This is a genomic window from Streptomyces sp. ME02-8801-2C (genome assembly GCF_033793965.1).
In the GTDB taxonomy this organism is placed as follows: domain Bacteria; phylum Actinomycetota; class Actinomycetes; order Streptomycetales; family Streptomycetaceae; genus Streptomyces.
The window spans coordinates 22290-38337 of the sequence record NZ_JARAXP010000009.1 but is presented as its reverse complement, the minus strand read 5'-3'; the positions used below and the strand labels follow the sequence as shown (position 1 = coordinate 38337).

The following is a 16048-nucleotide window of genomic DNA, read 5'->3' as shown; positions in this document are numbered from 1 at the left end:
AGCGGTAGCTTTTCTCGATGGATAGACTCTACCGCTTGGTAAGTGCCCGGAATGTCTTGGGTAAGGGTTCGTCCGTCACTGTGACCTCCGGCGCCCGCGCCTCCTCCTCCCAGACATGAGCCTCACCGGTACGCCGTTCCTCGTCACGACGGTCGCGCTCGCCGCCGTCGCCGTACTGCTGCCCCTCGCCCTCTGGTCCCGGGTGCGGGGGCCCGCGCTCGTGCGCGGTGCCGCCAGGCTGCTGATGGTGCTGTTCGCCCAGGCCACGGCGATCACCCTGGTCTTCCTGGTGGTGAACAACGCCAACAACCTGTACGACAACTGGGGCGACCTCCTCGGTACGGGCGACCACGTCCAGGCCGCCGCCGACCTCGGCCCCGACGGCACCGGCGGTATCTCGCTGCGCAGCCTGCCCAAGGTGAGGCAGACGTTCCACGAGGCGAACGGGCCCGGCATGCACGCGGCCGGCGGAGTCGAGGTCACCGAACTCAGGGGCCGCGTCTCGGGCGTCGACGCCGAGGTCTATGTCTGGCTGCCGCCGCAGTACCACGAGGCCGCCTACCGGCACCGGACGTTCCCGGTCGTCGAGCTGCTGCCGGGCTACCCCGGCTCACCGAAGGCCTGGTTCGGCTCCCTGCACGCGCCCGCGCAACTGCTGCCGTTGATGAGGAGCGGCCAGATCACGCCGTTCATCCTGGTGGCGCCGCGCACGACGCTCATCGCCGACGCGGACACCGGCTGCGCCAACATCCCGGGCCGGGTCAACGCGGACAGCTGGCTCAGTGTCGACGTACCGAAAATGGTCACGGACAACTTCCGCGCCGAGAGCGGGCCGGGCGGCTGGGCCGTGGCCGGGTATTCGGCCGGGGCGCACTGCGCGACGAAGCTCGCCGTGGCGCACCCCGACCGCTATCGCGCCGCGGTCTCCATGTCCGGCTACAACGACCCCATGGGCGAACCCGTCTCGCTGGCCGCGCAGGACCCACGGCTGCGGGCCGCGAACAACCCGTACCTGATCCTCGGGCACGACCGGATCCCGCCCGCGGTCGCGCTCTACTTCTCCGGTGAGTCCGGCGACGGCTACGAGGCCGGCCTGGCCCTGCGGAAGGAGGCGAAGCCGCCGACGAGGGTGGACGTGGTGTATCTGCCGCGCAGCGCCGGCGGCCACAACATGGCGCTGTGGCGGCCCCAGATCACCACGGTGTTCCGCTGGCTGACCCAGCAGTTCGACGTGAGCGGCCGGAAGGCGGGCGGCGCCACGACCGGGTTCACCGGCCGGACTCTTCCTCCTGAGCCGTCGACCGCCGGTTCCACGCACGCGGCGCTCGCCAGTGAAACCGCATCGCGAGCAGCCGCAGTACGAAGGCCGTGACGGCCGCCAGCCCGCTGGTGACCGGGTTGAGCACGTCGTAGCGGATGCACAGGACGACCAGCGTGGAGCCGACGATCGCCGGGACCGCGTACAGGTCACGGTCCCAACGCAGCAGCGAGGGAACCTCGCCCGCGAGCACGTCCCGCAGCACTCCGCCGCCCGCGGCGGTCGCCAGACCGAGGGCGGCGGAGGCGGTGAGGCCCAGGCCGTAGTCGTACGCCTTCACCGTGCCCGTGACACAGAACAGCCCGAGCCCCGCCGCGTCGAACACGTTCACGCCCGCCTGGATGCGCTCCACCTCCGGGTGGAGGAAGAAGACGAGCAGCGCGGCGAGCAGCGGGGTCAGGAAGTACCCCAGGTCCGTGAACGCGGCCGGCGGCACCGCCCCGATGACCACGTCCCGCAGCAGTCCGCCACCCAGCGCGGTGACCTCGGCGAGCACGGCGATACCGAAGACGTCGAAGTTCTTCCGGACGGCAAGCAGGGCGCCGGAGATCGCGAAGACGAAAATGCCGACGAGGTCGAGGGTGTGCTGGACGGAGGGGCTGAAGAGCTGCTGGATCACCTCCGCATTCTCACCGGCGAAAGCCTCGGGGCTCCTCTACAGGGTGGGCTTGCCGGTCGTGAAGAGCCAGGTTTGGAAGAGGTCGTCGAGTTGCTGCCCGCTGATCCGCTCCGCGAGCCGGATGAAGTCGTCCGTGTTGGCGTTCCCGTACCGGTGGAGCTTCGTCCAGGTGGGCAGGAGCCTGAAGAAGGCGGGGTCGCCGATGCGTTCGCGGAGCATCTGGAGGGTCATCGCGCCGCGCTGGTAGACGGCCGAGGCGAACATCGTGTCGCGCTGCGGATCGCCGACGACGATCTGCCAGAAGGCGTTGCCGGCGGGGCGGGAGTTGTACCCGGCGAGGAAGGAGTCGTGCGCGGAGCGGGTGCCCTTGTACTCGGCCCACAGCCACTGGGAGTAGGTCGCGAAGCCCTCGTTGAGCCAGATGTCCTTCCAGTGGTCGACCGACACGGAGTCGCCGAACCACTGGTGGGCCAGCTCGTGCACGATGGTCGTCTCGTTGCGCACGGCCGAGTAGACCGGCTTGGTCTGCGTCTCCAGCGAGAACCCGGCCGCCGGCATGTCGTCGACGATCGCGCCGGTCTCCTCGAACGGGTACGGCCCGAAGACCTTCGACCAGTAGTCCGTGGCCTCGGCCGTCACCGCGTACACGTCGACGTTGTTGCTGTTGGCCAGCACCGGGTCGATGGCGACGTAGATCGGCGTCCCGCCGGGCGTGACGCCCGTGCGCACATCGAACTTCCCGATGGTCGCGGTGGCGAGATAGGTCGCCATCTGCTTCTTCTCACGCCAGTGGGTGTACGTCGAACCGCCCTTGTCGTACGTCGAGACCAGCCGGCCGTTGGAGACGGCGGTCAGCCCCTTCGGCGCCTTGATCCGGATGTCGAAGGCGGCCTTGTCGGCGGGGTGGTCGCTGGACGGGAACCAGGTGGAGGCGGCGTTGGGTTCACAGGCGACGAAGACGCCGTCGGGAGTCTTCATCCACCCGTAGCTGGAGCCGAAGACGATGGGCCCACCGAGCGGCTCGGGCACCCCGCCATAGGTGACGGCGACCTCGAACTCCCGCCCCTTGGACAGGAATCCGCGGGGCGTGACGCGTATCTCGTCGCCCTCGCGCGCGAACTGGGCGCGTCTGCCGTTCACTTCGACGCGCGTGACCTCCAGCTTCTGAAGGTCCAGATCGAAGGAGGAGAGGTTCTGGGTGGCCCGCGCGGTGATGGTCGTACGGCCGTCGAGGCGGTCGGTCTCCGGGTCGTAGGCGAGGTCGAGGGTGTAATGACGGGCGTCGAAACCGCCGTTGCCGAGCTGGGGGAAGTAGGAGTCACCGATTCCGTCGGCCCCGGGGGCCGGATGGGAGGAGGCGGCGATGACAAGGAAGGAGGCCGCCGCGGTGGCGACGGCCCCTAAACGTGCCGAACGGGAGAGTGCCATGAGTCGTCCCTTTCGAGCGTGCACCGGTCGGATACGACGGACACGGACGACTCTGCGCTCTCCCGTTCGAACATGAGCATGACTTTGCCAACTCGTCATGCCCTACTTGTCGGTTGACTCCTGAGGGTCGTCTTCCGGTTCGGCCTTCGGCTGAGTTCCCCGCGCCCCTGGGTTGGTCCCCGCGGCCGGAGTTACAAGTTCCACCGCTTCCCGGGCCGCCGACAGCAGCACGGTGTCCTGCGGAGCCTGGTCCTCGGCGTTCTCCGGGTGGTGGCAGGCGACCTGCTGACCGGGCTTCAGCTCCAGGAGCGGCGGCTCGGTCGTCTTGCAGATCTCCGTCGCCTTCCAGCACCGGGTGTGGAAGCGGCAGCCGCTCGGCGGTGCGATCGGCGAGGGGACATCGCCCTTGAGCAGAATGCGCTCGCTCTTGGCGCCCCGGCGCTTGGGGTCGGGAACCGGCACCGCCGACATCAGGGCCTTGGTGTACGGGTGCATCGGCGCCTCGTACAGGGACGACCGGTCGGAGAGTTCGACGATCTTGCCGAGGTACATCACCGCGATCCGGTCCGAGACGTGGCGTACGACGGACAGGTCGTGCGCGATGATCACGTACGTCAGGCCGAGTTCCTTCTGGAGGTCGTCCATCAGGTTCACGACCTGCGCCTGGATCGACACGTCCAGTGCGGAGACCGGCTCGTCCGCGACGACCAGCTTCGGCTTCAGGGCGAGCGCGCGGGCGATGCCGATGCGCTGGCGCTGACCGCCGGAGAACTCGTGCGGGTAGCGGTTGAAGTGCTCCGGGCTCAGCCCCACCAGCTCCAGGAGGCGCTGGACCTCCTTCTTCACCCCTCCCTCGGGTTCCACGCCCTGGAGCCGGAAGGGCGCCGAGACGATCGAGCCGATGGTGTGGCGGGGGTTCAGGGAGCCGTACGGGTCCTGGAAGATCATCTGGATGTCCCGCCGCAGCGGACGCATCCCGGCCGCGTTCAGCCGTGTGATGTCCTGGCCCTCGAAGTGGATCGAGCCGCCCGTCGGTTCCTGGAGCCGGGTGATGACCCGGCCCATGGTCGACTTGCCGCAGCCCGACTCGCCGACCACGCCGAGGGTCTCGCCCTTGCGCACCTCGAAGTCGATGCCGTCGACGGCCTTCACCGCGGCGACCTGGCGCTGCAGGATCCCCTTCTTGATGGGGAAGTGCTTGACCAGGCCCTCGACCTTGAGCAGCACCTCGCGCTCGTCGGCGGAGGAGGCCGCCACCTCGGGTTTCTTCGTCTCACTCACAGCTTCGGCGCAATCTCTTCGGTCCAGATCCGCGTACGGTCCTCCGGCGAGAGGTGGCAGGCGGAGAAGTGCCCGCCGGCGACCTGCTGCAGCTCCGGGCGCACGGTACGGGTGACATCGCCCTTGGGGATGTCCGCGTACGGGCAGCGCGGATGGAAGGCGCAGCCCGAGGGGACGTTGATGAGGCTCGGCGGCTGGCCCTTGACCGGGATGAGCCGGTCGGAGGTCTCCCGGTCGATGCGCGGCATGGAGCCGAGCAGACCCCAGGTGTACGGGTGCTGCGGCTGCTCGAAGATCTCACCGACCGGCCCCCGTTCCACGCACCGGCCGCCGTACATCACCAGAACGTCGTCGGCGATCTCGGCGACGACGCCGAGGTCGTGGGTGATGAGGACGACCGCGGAGCCGAACTCCTTCTGGAGATCGCGGATCAGGTCGAGGATCTGCGCCTGGACGGTGACGTCGAGGGCGGTGGTGGGCTCGTCCGCGATCAGCAGTTCGGGGTTGTTGACCAGCGCCATCGCGATCATCGCGCGCTGACGCATACCGCCGGAGAACTCGTGCGGATAGCCGTCGACACGCTTGCCGGGCTCGGGGATGCCGACCCGGTCGAGCATCTCGATCGCCCGGGTGCGGGCGATCTTCTTGCTGACGTCGTGGTGGACGCGGTACGCCTCCACGATCTGGTTGCCGATCGTGTAGTACGGGTGCATCGCGGACAGCGGATCCTGGAAGATCATCGCCATCTCGCGGCCCCGCAGCTTGCGCACCTCGTCCGGTTCGGCGCCGACCAGTTCCTTGCCGTCGAGCCAGATCTCGCCGCTCATCCGCACGTTCTTGCCGCGTGCGCCGAGCCGGTGCAGGCCCATGATGGCCAGCGAGGTGACGGACTTGCCGGAGCCGGACTCGCCCACGATGGAGAGGGTCTTGCCCTTCTCCAGCTGGAAGCTGAGCCCGTCGACGGACTTGACGAGGCCGTCGTCGGTCGGGAAGTGCACCTTGAGGTCGCGGACTTCGAGGAAGGCGCTGGGCGCGTTCGAGGGCGAGGGCTCGCCCACCGCGGCGCCGGTCTTGGACAGTTCGGTCACGAGAGCCTCACCCGCGGGTCGGCGGCCGCGTAGAGCAGGTCCACCAGAAGATTTGCGACAACGACGAAGAGGGCGGCGAGCAGGGTGACGCCGAGGATCGGGGGCAGGTCGTTGTCCTTGATGCCCTGCACCGCGTACTCACCGACACCGTGCAGCGAGAACACCGTCTCGGTGATCAGGGCGCCGCCGAGCAGCAGGCCCAGGTCCATGCCGAACACCGTGATGATCGGCGTCAGCGCGGCCCGCAGACCGTGCCGGACGACGACCTTGCGCTCCCGCAGGCCCTTGGCGCGGGCCGTACGGATGAAGTCCTCGTTCATCGTCTCCAGCATCCCCGAGCGGGTGAGCCGCGCGTAGATGGCGGAGTAGAGCAGGGCGAGCGAACACCATGCCGGGAACAGTGTGTTGGCCCACTGTGCCGGGTTCTCGGTGAACGGCACATAGGTGCGGCCGAAGATCGGCCACTGGTAGGTGAAGAGCAGCAGCGCCAGGTTGCCGGTGAAGAACATGGGCAGGGAGACACCCGCGAGGGCGACACCCATGAAGGACCGGTCGAAGACCGAGCCGGGCTTCAGCGCCGAGATGACGCCGATGGCCACACCGGACACCAGCCACATCACGGCCGCGCCGGCGGCGAGCGAGATCGTCACCGGAAGGCGGGAGGTGAGCTGAGGCCAGACCTCGACGTGGGTCTTGAAGGAGTAGCCGAAGCACGGCGCGTTGCAGTGTGCCGTGGTGGGCCCCAGGTCAAAGGTGGCGCCGGACACGATCCCCTTGATGAAGTGCCAGTACTGGAGATAGAGGGGGTCGTCCAGACCGAGGTTGCGCTTGACCGCAGCGATGTCCGCCGCCGACGGGCTCTTCCCGATGTACTGCTGGGCCAGCTGGTCGGCGGTCTGGCCGGCGAGCCGTGGCAGCAGGAAGAAGATGGCGAAGGTCACCGCGGTGACGACCAGCAGCAGGATCACTGCCGCGAACGTCCGACGGAGGATGTACGAGATCACGGGGATCGGCCTGGTGCCCGCGGGCTGCGAAGCCCGCGGGCACCAATGCCTTCACCTGCCTTCCGGGGCTGCTACTTCTTCGTGGTGCCGATGTTGAGGTAGTCGTACTGACCGCTGAAGGCCGCCGTGGAGACCAGGTTGGTGAAGTTGGCCGGGCGGTACAGCAGGACCTTGAAGTAGGTCAGCGGGACGAGCGCCGCCGCGTCCATCGTCTTCTTGTCGATCTCGGCGTACATGCCCTCACGCGCGGTCTTGTCCTCGGTGCCGATCGCCTTCCCCAGCAGGTCGTTGACGCTCTTGTCGTCGAACTGCGAGAGGTTGGTGTTGCCCGAGGCCCCGATGGCGGAGCCGTTCAGGATCTGCTGGAGGAAGCCGAAGCCGGCCGGCCAGTCGGCACCCCACTGCATCATCATCAGACCGACGTTGTTCTCCGCGTCCCACTTCGGGACACCCGCGTAGTCGGTGAAGTACTTGCCCGACGGGAACTGCTTCAGGCTGGCGTTGATGCCGGCCTTCTTCAGCGAGTTGATGATCGCGGTGGCCGCGTCGATCTCGGCCGGACGGTCGCTGCGCGCGGTGATGTTGGTGTTGATCGTGGTCTGGCCACACGCCTTGAGAGCGTCCTTGGCCTTGGCCACGTCACCCTTGTTGCCGTCGGTGGCGTAGACGTCCGACTTCGCGTAGCCCGGGATGTCGGGCGGGAGGACGGTCGTGGCGATGTCACCGCGGATCGGGCCGCCCTCGGCGGTCTGCACCGAGACCTTGTCGATCGCGTACTGCACGGCCTTGCGGCAGTCGACGTTGTCGAACGGCTTCAGCTTGGTGTTGATCGCCATGTAGACGAGACGGCCACCGTAGGTGTTGTCGGTGCTGGCCTTCTTGTCGGCGTTGTTGATCACGTCGGCCTGGGTCGCGGCCTGGACACCGGTACCACCCAGGTCGATGGCGTTGCCCGCCATGACGTCCTGGTCGATGGTCTCCGGGTTGACCTTCAGGTTGACCACGATCTTGTCCGGGTACTGCTTGCGCAGCGGGTCGGTCGCGGCGTCCCAGTTCTTGTTGCGGACGAGGACGGCGGACTTGCCCTCGTCGTAGCTCTCGAACTGGTAGGAGCCCGAGGACACGATGCTCTTGACGTAGTCGATGCCCTTGTCCTTGGACTGGGGCACCGGCGCCGTCTGCGGCTGCGCGGCCAGGTAGTCGAACTCCTGGAAGGCGCGGTTGAGCTTGAAGACGATCGTGGTGTCGTCCGGCGTCTGGATGGACGCCAGGCCCGCGGGGTTCTTGTCCTTGTAGGGACCCTTGTACTTGTCGCCCCCCTCGAGGAACTGCTGGAAGTAGTTCGGGCCGAGGGAGAGCACGTCACGCGCGAAGTTGGAGCGCTCGACGGCGTACTTGACGTCCTTCGAGGTGATCGGGGTGCCGTCCTGGTACTTCAGCCCCGAGCGGAGCTTGTACGTCCAGGTCTTGCCGCCGTCGCTGGGCACACCGGCGCTCTCGGCGAGGTCCGGGACCAGCTCGTTGCCCTTCTGACCCGGGCCGGGCTTGAAGGTCATCAGCGAGCGGGCGTACAGCCGGCTGAAGTTGAACATGTACCCGTAGTACGTGTTGCCGGGGTCGAAGGAGTCCGGGACGTCGGACAGCTCGTAGGTGACCGTGCCCCCCTTCTGGTCGGACACGTTGACGACGCCCGTGGTCGCTGCGTTGGCCCCAGCCGCCTTGGTACCGTCATCCGTCTTGCCGTCATCGGCTTTGCTGCAGCCCGCGAGCACCAGGCTCGCAGATCCGATCGCCGCAACCGCGGCCAGCGCTGACCTTCGCATGATGGTCTGCTTCTCCTCCATTAGTGGAAACTTGCTGAACTCCCGACGCGACCGCATCAGCGGCTGCGCGGGTCGAGTGCGTCCCGGAGACCGTCGCCGAGCAGGTTGAACGCCAGAACGGTCACGAAGATGGCAAGACCGGGCACGATCATGAACTGCGGGTCGACCTGGTAGTAGGTGACCGCCTGGTTGAGCATGCCGCCCCAGGAAGCCTGCGGGGGCTGGATACCGACGCCGAGGAAGCTCAGTGAGGCCTCGAAGAGGATGTTGGTCGGGATGAGCAGCGTCGAGTAGACGATGATCGGGCCGACCAGGTTCGGCAGCAGCTCGCGGAAGAGGATGTACGGCCCCTTGGCGCCCATTCCGCGGGAGGCGTCCACGAACTCGCGCTCACGCAGGGCCAACGTCTGGCCGCGGACGATGCGTCCCAGGTAGGGCCAGTTGAAGAAGCCGATGACGAAGATCAGCACAGTGATGTGGAGCGGCAGCCCTTCCAGACCGAACGCGCCGCCCTGGAGTGTGGCGGAGATGGCGATGGCGAAGAGCAGGAGGGGGAAGGCGAGGAAGGTGTCCATCAGCCGGCTGATGATCGTGTCGACCCGTCCGCCGTAGTACCCGGCGACCACACCGAGGATCGTGCCGATCACGTTGGACAGGACCGTGGCGCCGAACGCGACGACCAGCGACACCCAGGAGCCCTCCAGGATGCGGGTGGCGATGTCACGCCCGAACTTCGGTTCGACACCGAGCGGGTGATCCCAGCTCATGCCACCGAAGTCGCCCTTGGGGAGGGAGGTGTTGGGGTCGATCAGGTCCTGGTTGAACGCGTTGGGATCGAGGCCGAACACGGCCTGAATGGGCCGCGAGAGGACCGCGAGCAGGACGAGCAGGACGACGATGACGCCGCCGGCGACCGCCACCTTGTCCCTCTTGAACCGGGTCCAGGCGATCTGCCCCAGGGAACGGCCCTCGATCTGCCCCTTACCGGCACCGGCGAGCACAGCCTCCGGCTGTGCCTCGGCTGCCGCTGCGGTGGTCTCGATCGGTGCGGTCACAGTGACCCGACCCCTCTCGCCGGTGGTGACCGGCCTACGCCTGCCGCTGTCTGCGGCTTGATTCACTTGCCTGCCGGGTATGTGCCGCAGATGGTGCGGCCCGCCGACCCGGCTGTTCCTGTCCTGCTGACGATCATGCTGATTAGTCGACTAAACCATGCGGTGTCGACTCACAGACACGGCCACCCCATCGTCTGACAGGCGAGTCTTCAGTGATTCGGCGATCACGTGAAAGACCTGTAGGCGAAAGTATGCGCAACCGTGATGCTCCCCTGTGGATTCCGTTATCCGAACACCGGGTAACGTCCCCCGAACGCGGGGCAGTTGGAACATAAGATACATATTATAGTGAACGCGACATATCGGCGCTATCTACGCGCGAAGACAGCGATCATGGATCGGGCCGTTCGTATGAGGATTCAGCCGCGTCGCCGGCCGGTCGTTCGGCGCACGCCGGAGCGTCGGCGTCAGTAAGGCCGGAGTTGTGGGTATCCGTACCCGCCGGCCGCAGGCGCCTGCGCCGGAGCCGCGTGTGCCTCCCGGTCGTAGAACGGCCGGGCGTTCGCGCGCAGCCACATCACGACCGGGTCCTGCTCGTCCGACATCGCGACCGTCGACACCGGCAGCCCCTCCGGGACCGCTCCGATCGACTGCTGCATCATCGCCCGCACCGAGTCCACCGCCGGCGGCGACGTGTCGTACACGTCGAGGCCGATGGCGAGATACGGCGCTCCGAGCGCCGGCTGTACCCAGGCGCGGCGCAGGGTGCGGATCGCCGGGGTGCGGTGGGCGTTCTGACAGAGGAGGGCGTAGAACTGCGGGATCTCGATGCCGGGCTCGGCCAGCCGCAACGGCCCCGCGGGCTGGCGTTCCAGGCCCGCCGCGATCCGGCGCAGGTCGAGCCAGGGGATGCCGACGCCGCCGCCCGGGGAGTGCGGGTTGAGCCACAGGCCGAACTGGTCGGGGTAGAGGGTGCGGGCCACGTCGAGGCCGTCGACCACCTCGTACGACCTGTTCCAGCCGCTGACCGACAGCTCCTGGGCGGAGGTCACGCAGGGCGCGTAGCCGTACCCGTCGACCTGCATGTTTCCGTACTGGGCGTCGGGGGAACCGGCCTGGCCGTGCCAGAGCAGCATCCAGATCTGGCCGGAGGACGGGGTCGCGAGGGCGCGCAGGAGCGCCTCGTAGGCGTCGTAACGCCCGGGCGTCACTTGGCGCAGCATGTGCTCGACCTGACCGGCCGCGGCCGTGCCCGACGCGCTCACCATTACCGCCCCTTCGTAACACCGAACGAGTTGTGCGTTTCTTAGCTTAAGCGGCGGCGCGGGCTGACGCGGTCTGCGAAGCCGCTGCGGAGCTCGGGACTTGCTGTGGTCGGCGGCTGCGGGTGCGTTGCGGCTGGTCGCGCAGTTCCCCGCGCCCCTAGGGGGTGTGCCTCAGGGGTGTTTGTCAGTACCCGTGTTGGTAGAAGGGGCGGACCCGGTCTCTCAGCCAGTCCGTCACCGGGTCCTGGGCCAGGTCCAGGAAGACCAGGTTCACCGGCCAGGGGGCGGGTGTGTGGCCCAGTGCCCTGGCCAGGGCGTCCATCGGGATGGTGCGGGCGACCGGGTCCCAGGGGGAGAGTTCGACGCCTATGAACATCACGGGGGCCGCCGTCTCTATCGCGGCGAGGCAGCGGCGGGCCGTCTGGACGACGCCCGTGCCGGCGAACTCCGTCGCCGCGGCGGCGAGGAAGTCGACCGGGTCCTCCTGCCAGTTGGGCTCGTAGAGGCGGACGCGGCCGCCGGCTGCGCCGTCGAGGACACTGCGGCCCGCGCGGCAGAGTTCGGCGACGGCGGGCGGGGGCAGCGGCACGCCGACCATGCCGTCCGGGTTCACGGCGATGCCGACCTGGGGCGGCAGGCCGCGGGCGAACTCGACGGCGGGGGCCACGGTGTACGACACATGGCCGCCGACGACCTGCCGGAACTGCTCCTCCGAGCTGAAGACCGGTACGTACGCCTGGCCCGCGATGTCCATCGTCGGCAGGTCGAGCGGGCCGGTGTAGGGGCCGCCGCCGGCCGGGAGGGGGACCCAGACGAAGCTGCGGCCGAGGACCTCGACGATGCGGGCGCCCGCGCCGGGCACCCCGAGGGACGCCGAGAGCACTTCCTCCAGCTCGTTGCCCGGCCATCCGCCGTGCGAATGGGGGTGTGCCGGTGCTGGGAAGCCCCCGGGAAAGTCCGGGGGGAAGTCCGCCGGGATGTCCATCTGCCTACCGCCTGCTGTGAACCGCTGTCCTGAGTCCCTCAAGGGGAGTCCCTTAATGGGCAAAACCCTAACCGGCCCCGGCGGATACGGAGGTCAGTCCGCGAAGTCGATCCTGCGCAGGACGTCCGCCGCGTCCCGGTCGATCAGCACCGCCGAGCCGCAGCCGTCCGGCAGGTTCCCCTTCTCCACTGAGCGCAGCAGACGCGAGGCGGCCTGCCGGTGGCGCAGGAACGCGTACCGCGAGACGCCCCGGCCGCGTTCGCGCTGGCCCTCCAGCGCGTCGTCGGGGGTGACGTCGAGAAGGAGGAGATGCAGGGTGCCGCCCCGGCGGCGGGCCTCGCGGGCCAGCCAGCCGCGCACCCAGGCCTGCGTACCGCAGTCGTGGACGACGACTCCGGCGCCGGAGCGCAGGGCGCGGCGCAGTCCGGCGTAGTGGGCGAGGCGGACGAGGGGGCGGTAGACGGCGTAGGGGAGGAAGGAGGGCGTACGGGCGTCCCAGTGGTCGCGGGTGTTCTGGGAGTCGATGCCGGTGGCGCTCACCGCCCGGCGCATCAGTGTGGACTTTCCGCTGCCGGGGAGACCGGTGACCACGACGAGGTCGCGGGCGCCGAAGGTGAGGCCGTGCGGGCTGCGGCCCGAGCGCTCCCGCAGGTCGCGGATCACGGGTTCCGGGCGCGGGGCGCACGCCTCCCGGACGGGGGCGGCCGGCTGCTTGGGCAGCGCGTCGGTCAGCCCGAGGGCCGAGGTCGTCGCGTACGCCGTGGTCCTGTTCACCGTGATCGTCCTCCCATGGGGTCGGGAAGTACCGTCCCCGTCGAGTGTAAAGAGAAGGTAATACGCGGTGTCTCTCGGTTGGGTCCGCTTACTGCAACAGGCCTGCTACAGGGCGATATGCGTGCGATACGCACGCTCGTGGCAGGCTGTGCCCCTCCTGTGAAGGGTCCCCCTGCCGTGCCCAAGGAATGCGTGCGATGATGTGCCCGCCAACTGCATACCGGCCGCTTGAATCCGCGCGGGAGAGTTCCGGGACCCATGGGGTACCCGGGCGCCGAAGGAGCAAGTCCCTCCCTTGAATCTCTCAGGCCCCGTTACCGCGCGGGCGAGGCACATCTGAAAAGCGGGCCGCCGGTCGTCGTGACCAGTGGCTCCACCCAAGGTGCAAGTCAGTGACCCGCCGTTTCACAGGTGGTCATGACGAACCTCTCAGGTTCCGATGACAGATGGGGAGGAACGACCTCGCCGTCATGCCCTGGGAGCACTACCGATGAGCAGCACCCCTCTGCGTCTGACCGCGCTCGATGCCCTGCATCGTTCGCTCGGCGCCACCATGACCGACTTCGCCGGCTGGGACATGCCCCTGCGGTACGGCTCCGAGCGCGACGAGCATCTGGCCGTACGCACGAAGGCCGGCCTCTTCGACCTCTCCCACATGGGTGAGATCACCGTGTCGGGGCCGGAGGCCGCCGCGCTTCTGGACCACGCCCTGGTCGGCAATCTCGGGGCCGTCGCCGTCGGGCGCGCCCGCTACACCATGATCTGCCGGGCGGACGGCGGCATCCTCGACGACCTGATCGTCTACCGCCTGGCCGAGACCGAGTTCCTGGTGGTCGCCAACGCGGGCAACGCGCAGGTCGTCCTGGACGCCCTGGTCGAGCGGTCCGACGGCTTCGACGCGCTGGTCCGTGACGACCGGGACGCCTACGCGCTGATCGCCGTGCAGGGCCCGGAGGCCCCCGGGATCCTGGCGGCCCTCACCGACGCCGATCTCGACGGCCTCAAGTACTACGCGGGCCTGCCCGGCACGGTCGCCGGTGTCCCCGCCCTCATCGCACGCACCGGCTACACCGGCGAGGACGGCTTCGAGCTGTTCGTGGCGCCGGGCGACGCGGAGAAGGTGTGGCAGGCGCTGACCGACGCGGGCACGCCCGTGGGGCTCGTCCCCTGCGGACTGTCCTGCCGGGACACCCTGCGCCTGGAGGCGGGCATGCCGCTGTACGGGCATGAGCTGAGCCTCTCCCGCACGCCCTTCGACGCCGGGCTCGGCCGGGTCGTCAAGTTCGACAAGGCGGGTGACTTCGTGGGCCGCGCGGCCCTGCGCGAGGCCGCCGAGCGCGCCTCGTACGAGCCGCCGCGGGTCCTCGTCGGCCTGGTCGCCGAGGGCCGCCGCGTCCCGCGCGCCGGGTACGCGGTCGTCGCCGGCGGCCAGGTGATCGGCGAGGTCACCTCGGGCGCCCCCTCCCCCACCCTCGGCAGGCCGATCGCGATGGCGTACGTCGACGCCGCGTACGCCGAGCCGGGTACGGCGGGCGTGGGCGTGGACATCCGGGGCAGCCACGAGCCGTACGAGGTCGTGGCTCTGCCGTTCTACAAGCGCGGGAAGTGATCCTGCCCGTCGTTCCGGTGTCCCGTGTCCTGCTGGTTCACGGGCCCTCCCTGTAGTACCCCATGCATGACCAGTCCCCCGCGTACAGGAGAATTCAGGCCATGAGCAACCCCCAGCAGCTGCGCTACAGCAAGGAGCACGAGTGGCTGTCGGGCGCCGAGGACGGCGTCTCGACGGTCGGTATCACCGAGCACGCGGCCAACGCGCTCGGCGATGTCGTGTACGTCCAGCTTCCCGAGGTCGGAGCCACGGTGACCGCGGGTGAGACCTGCGGCGAGCTGGAGTCGACCAAGTCGGTCAGCGACCTGTACTCACCGGTTTCCGGTGAGGTCACCGAGGTCAACGAGGACGTCTCCAACGACCCGTCGCTGGTGAACTCCGCCCCGTTCGAGGGCGGTTGGCTCTTCAAGGTGCGCGTGGCGGACGAGCCGGGCGACCTGCTCTCCGCGGACGAGTACACCGCGTTCTCCGGCAGCTGAGGCCCCCAGGCGTAAGGACGTATCGACCCATGTCGCTTCTGAACACCCCCCTGCACGAGCTCGACCCCGACATCGCCGCCGCCGTCGACGCCGAGCTCGACCGCCAGCAGTCCACCCTGGAGATGATCGCCTCGGAGAACTTCGCTCCGGTCGCCGTCATGGAGGCCCAGGGCTCGGTCCTCACCAACAAGTACGCCGAGGGCTACCCCGGCCGCCGCTACTACGGTGGCTGCGAGCACGTCGACGTCGCCGAGCAGATCGCGATCGACCGGGTCAAGGAGCTGTTCGGCGCCGAGTACGCCAATGTGCAGCCACACTCGGGCGCCTCCGCCAACCAGGCCGCGCTGTTCGCTCTCGCCCAGCCCGGCGACACCATCCTCGGGCTGGACCTGGCCCACGGCGGCCACCTCACCCACGGGATGCGGCTGAACTTCTCCGGCAAGCAGTTCGACGTGGTCGCCTACCACGTCGACGAGGCCGGGCTGGTCGACATGGCCGAGCTGGAGCAGCTCGCCAAGGAGCACCGCCCGAAGGTGATCATCGCGGGCTGGTCGGCGTACCCGCGTCAGCTGGACTTCGCGGAGTTCCGCCGTATCGCGGACGAAGTCGGGGCCTACCTCTGGGTCGACATGGCGCACTTCGCCGGTCTCGTCGCGGCGGGCCTGCACCCGAACCCGGTGCCGTACGCGGACGTCGTCACCTCGACGACCCACAAGACGCTGGGCGGCCCGCGCGGCGGGATCATCCTGGCGAAGCAGGAGTTCGCGAAGAAGCTGAACTCGTCCGTCTTCCCGGGCTTCCAGGGCGGCCCCCTCGAGCACGTGATCGCCGCGAAGGCCGTCTCCTTCAAGGTCGCCGCGAGCGACGAGTTCAAGGAGCGCCAGCGCCGTACGGTCGAGGGTGCCCACATCCTCGCCGAGCGTCTGGTCGGCGCGGACGTCGCGGAGCACGGGGTGTCGGTCCTCTCCGGCGGTACGGACGTCCACCTGGTCCTCGTGGACCTGCGCAACTCCGAACTCGACGGCAAGCAGGCCGAGGACCGGCTCCACGAGGTCGGCATCACCGTCAACCGGAACGCGATCCCGAACGACCCGCGTCCGCCGATGGTGACGTCCGGCCTGCGGATCGGTACGCCGGCCCTCGCCACCCGCGGTTTCACGGCCGAGGACTTCACGGAGGTCGCGGACGTGATCGCCGAGACCCTCAAGCCGTCGTTCGACGTCGACGCTCTGAAGGCACGCGTCAGGGCACTGGCCGACAAGCACCCGCTGTACCCCGGCCTGAACAAGTAGTTTCCTGGCGGGGGCACCCGACGACGTG

Annotated in this window: 14 protein-coding genes and 1 riboswitch; of the genes, 4 read left to right on the top strand and 10 right to left on the bottom strand. The window is 68.7% G+C overall.

All coding sequences use genetic code 11. The features are described 5' to 3' along the window. Window positions 1–115: 115 nt before the first annotated feature. Window positions 116–1372, top strand: a complete 1257-nt coding sequence (locus PV396_RS28665; protein ID WP_319209442.1) for an alpha/beta hydrolase — start codon at window positions 116–118, stop codon at window positions 1370–1372. Here the strand turns inward: PV396_RS28665 and PV396_RS28660 are convergent. The 10 genes from PV396_RS28660 to PV396_RS28615 form a co-directional block, all read right to left on the bottom strand. Next, entirely contained in the window at window positions 1269–1937 is a 669-nt protein-coding gene (locus PV396_RS28660; protein ID WP_319209439.1) for a trimeric intracellular cation channel family protein, read from the bottom strand. The two genes, PV396_RS28665 and PV396_RS28660, sit on opposite strands and share 104 nt — an antisense overlap. A 36-nt stretch (window positions 1938–1973) precedes the next feature. Further along, the gene (locus PV396_RS28655; protein ID WP_319209437.1) at window positions 1974–3365 is read right to left on the bottom strand and encodes a M1 family metallopeptidase; all 1392 of its coding nucleotides are present in this window, start codon (window positions 3363–3365) and stop codon (window positions 1974–1976) included. 102 nt (window positions 3366–3467) lie between these two features. Further along, window positions 3468–4646: a dipeptide ABC transporter ATP-binding protein gene (locus tag PV396_RS28650; protein ID WP_319209434.1), complete on the bottom strand. Its 1179-nt coding sequence runs from the start codon at window positions 4644–4646 to the stop codon at window positions 3468–3470. Beyond that, window positions 4643–5734, bottom strand: a complete 1092-nt coding sequence (locus tag PV396_RS28645) for an ABC transporter ATP-binding protein (RefSeq protein ID WP_319209432.1) — start codon at window positions 5732–5734, stop codon at window positions 4643–4645. The genes PV396_RS28650 and PV396_RS28645 overlap by 4 nt, the downstream gene beginning before the upstream one ends. After that, a complete protein-coding gene (locus tag PV396_RS28640) occupies window positions 5731–6738 on the bottom strand; it encodes an ABC transporter permease (RefSeq protein WP_319209429.1) in 1008 nt (335 codons plus the stop codon). Before PV396_RS28640 ends, PV396_RS28645 begins: the two co-directional genes overlap by 4 nt. 71 nt (window positions 6739–6809) lie before the next feature. Beyond that, the gene (locus PV396_RS28635) at window positions 6810–8582 is read right to left on the bottom strand and encodes an ABC transporter substrate-binding protein (RefSeq protein WP_416071497.1); all 1773 of its coding nucleotides are present in this window, start codon (window positions 8580–8582) and stop codon (window positions 6810–6812) included. A gap of 35 nt (window positions 8583–8617) precedes the next feature. Beyond that, window positions 8618–9616: an ABC transporter permease gene (locus tag PV396_RS28630; protein WP_319209425.1), complete on the bottom strand. Its 999-nt coding sequence runs from the start codon at window positions 9614–9616 to the stop codon at window positions 8618–8620. A gap of 467 nt (window positions 9617–10083) precedes the next feature. Continuing rightward, a complete protein-coding gene (locus PV396_RS28625) occupies window positions 10084–10881 on the bottom strand; it encodes an enhanced serine sensitivity protein SseB C-terminal domain-containing protein (protein WP_319209932.1) in 798 nt (265 codons plus the stop codon). Window positions 10882–11065: 184 nt separating this feature from the next. Further along, window positions 11066–11866 carry an enhanced serine sensitivity protein SseB gene (locus tag PV396_RS28620; protein WP_319209423.1) on the bottom strand — a complete coding sequence of 267 codons (801 nt, stop codon included), beginning with the start codon at window positions 11864–11866 and terminating at the stop codon, window positions 11066–11068. 93 nt (window positions 11867–11959) lie between these two features. After that, window positions 11960–12646 carry an AAA family ATPase gene (locus tag PV396_RS28615; protein ID WP_319209930.1) on the bottom strand — a complete coding sequence of 229 codons (687 nt, stop codon included), beginning with the start codon at window positions 12644–12646 and terminating at the stop codon, window positions 11960–11962. Window positions 12647–12869: 223 nt separating this feature from the next. Further along, window positions 12870–12970: riboswitch (glycine riboswitch) on the top strand. Window positions 12971–13130: 160 nt separating this feature from the next. Here PV396_RS28615 and gcvT point away from each other — a divergent pair. The 3 genes from gcvT to glyA all read left to right on the top strand — a co-directional run bounded on the left by gcvT (window position 13131) and on the right by glyA (window position 16020). Continuing rightward, the gene (gene gcvT / locus PV396_RS28610; RefSeq protein ID WP_319209421.1) at window positions 13131–14249 is read left to right on the top strand and encodes a glycine cleavage system aminomethyltransferase GcvT; all 1119 of its coding nucleotides are present in this window, start codon (window positions 13131–13133) and stop codon (window positions 14247–14249) included. A gap of 101 nt (window positions 14250–14350) precedes the next feature. Next, window positions 14351–14728, top strand: coding sequence for a glycine cleavage system protein GcvH (gene gcvH, locus PV396_RS28605; RefSeq protein ID WP_319209419.1), 378 nt, complete (start codon window positions 14351–14353; stop codon window positions 14726–14728). Window positions 14729–14757: 29 nt separating this feature from the next. Next, entirely contained in the window at window positions 14758–16020 is a 1263-nt protein-coding gene (gene glyA, locus PV396_RS28600) for a serine hydroxymethyltransferase (protein ID WP_319209417.1), read from the top strand. Window positions 16021–16048: the final 28 nt, after the last annotated feature.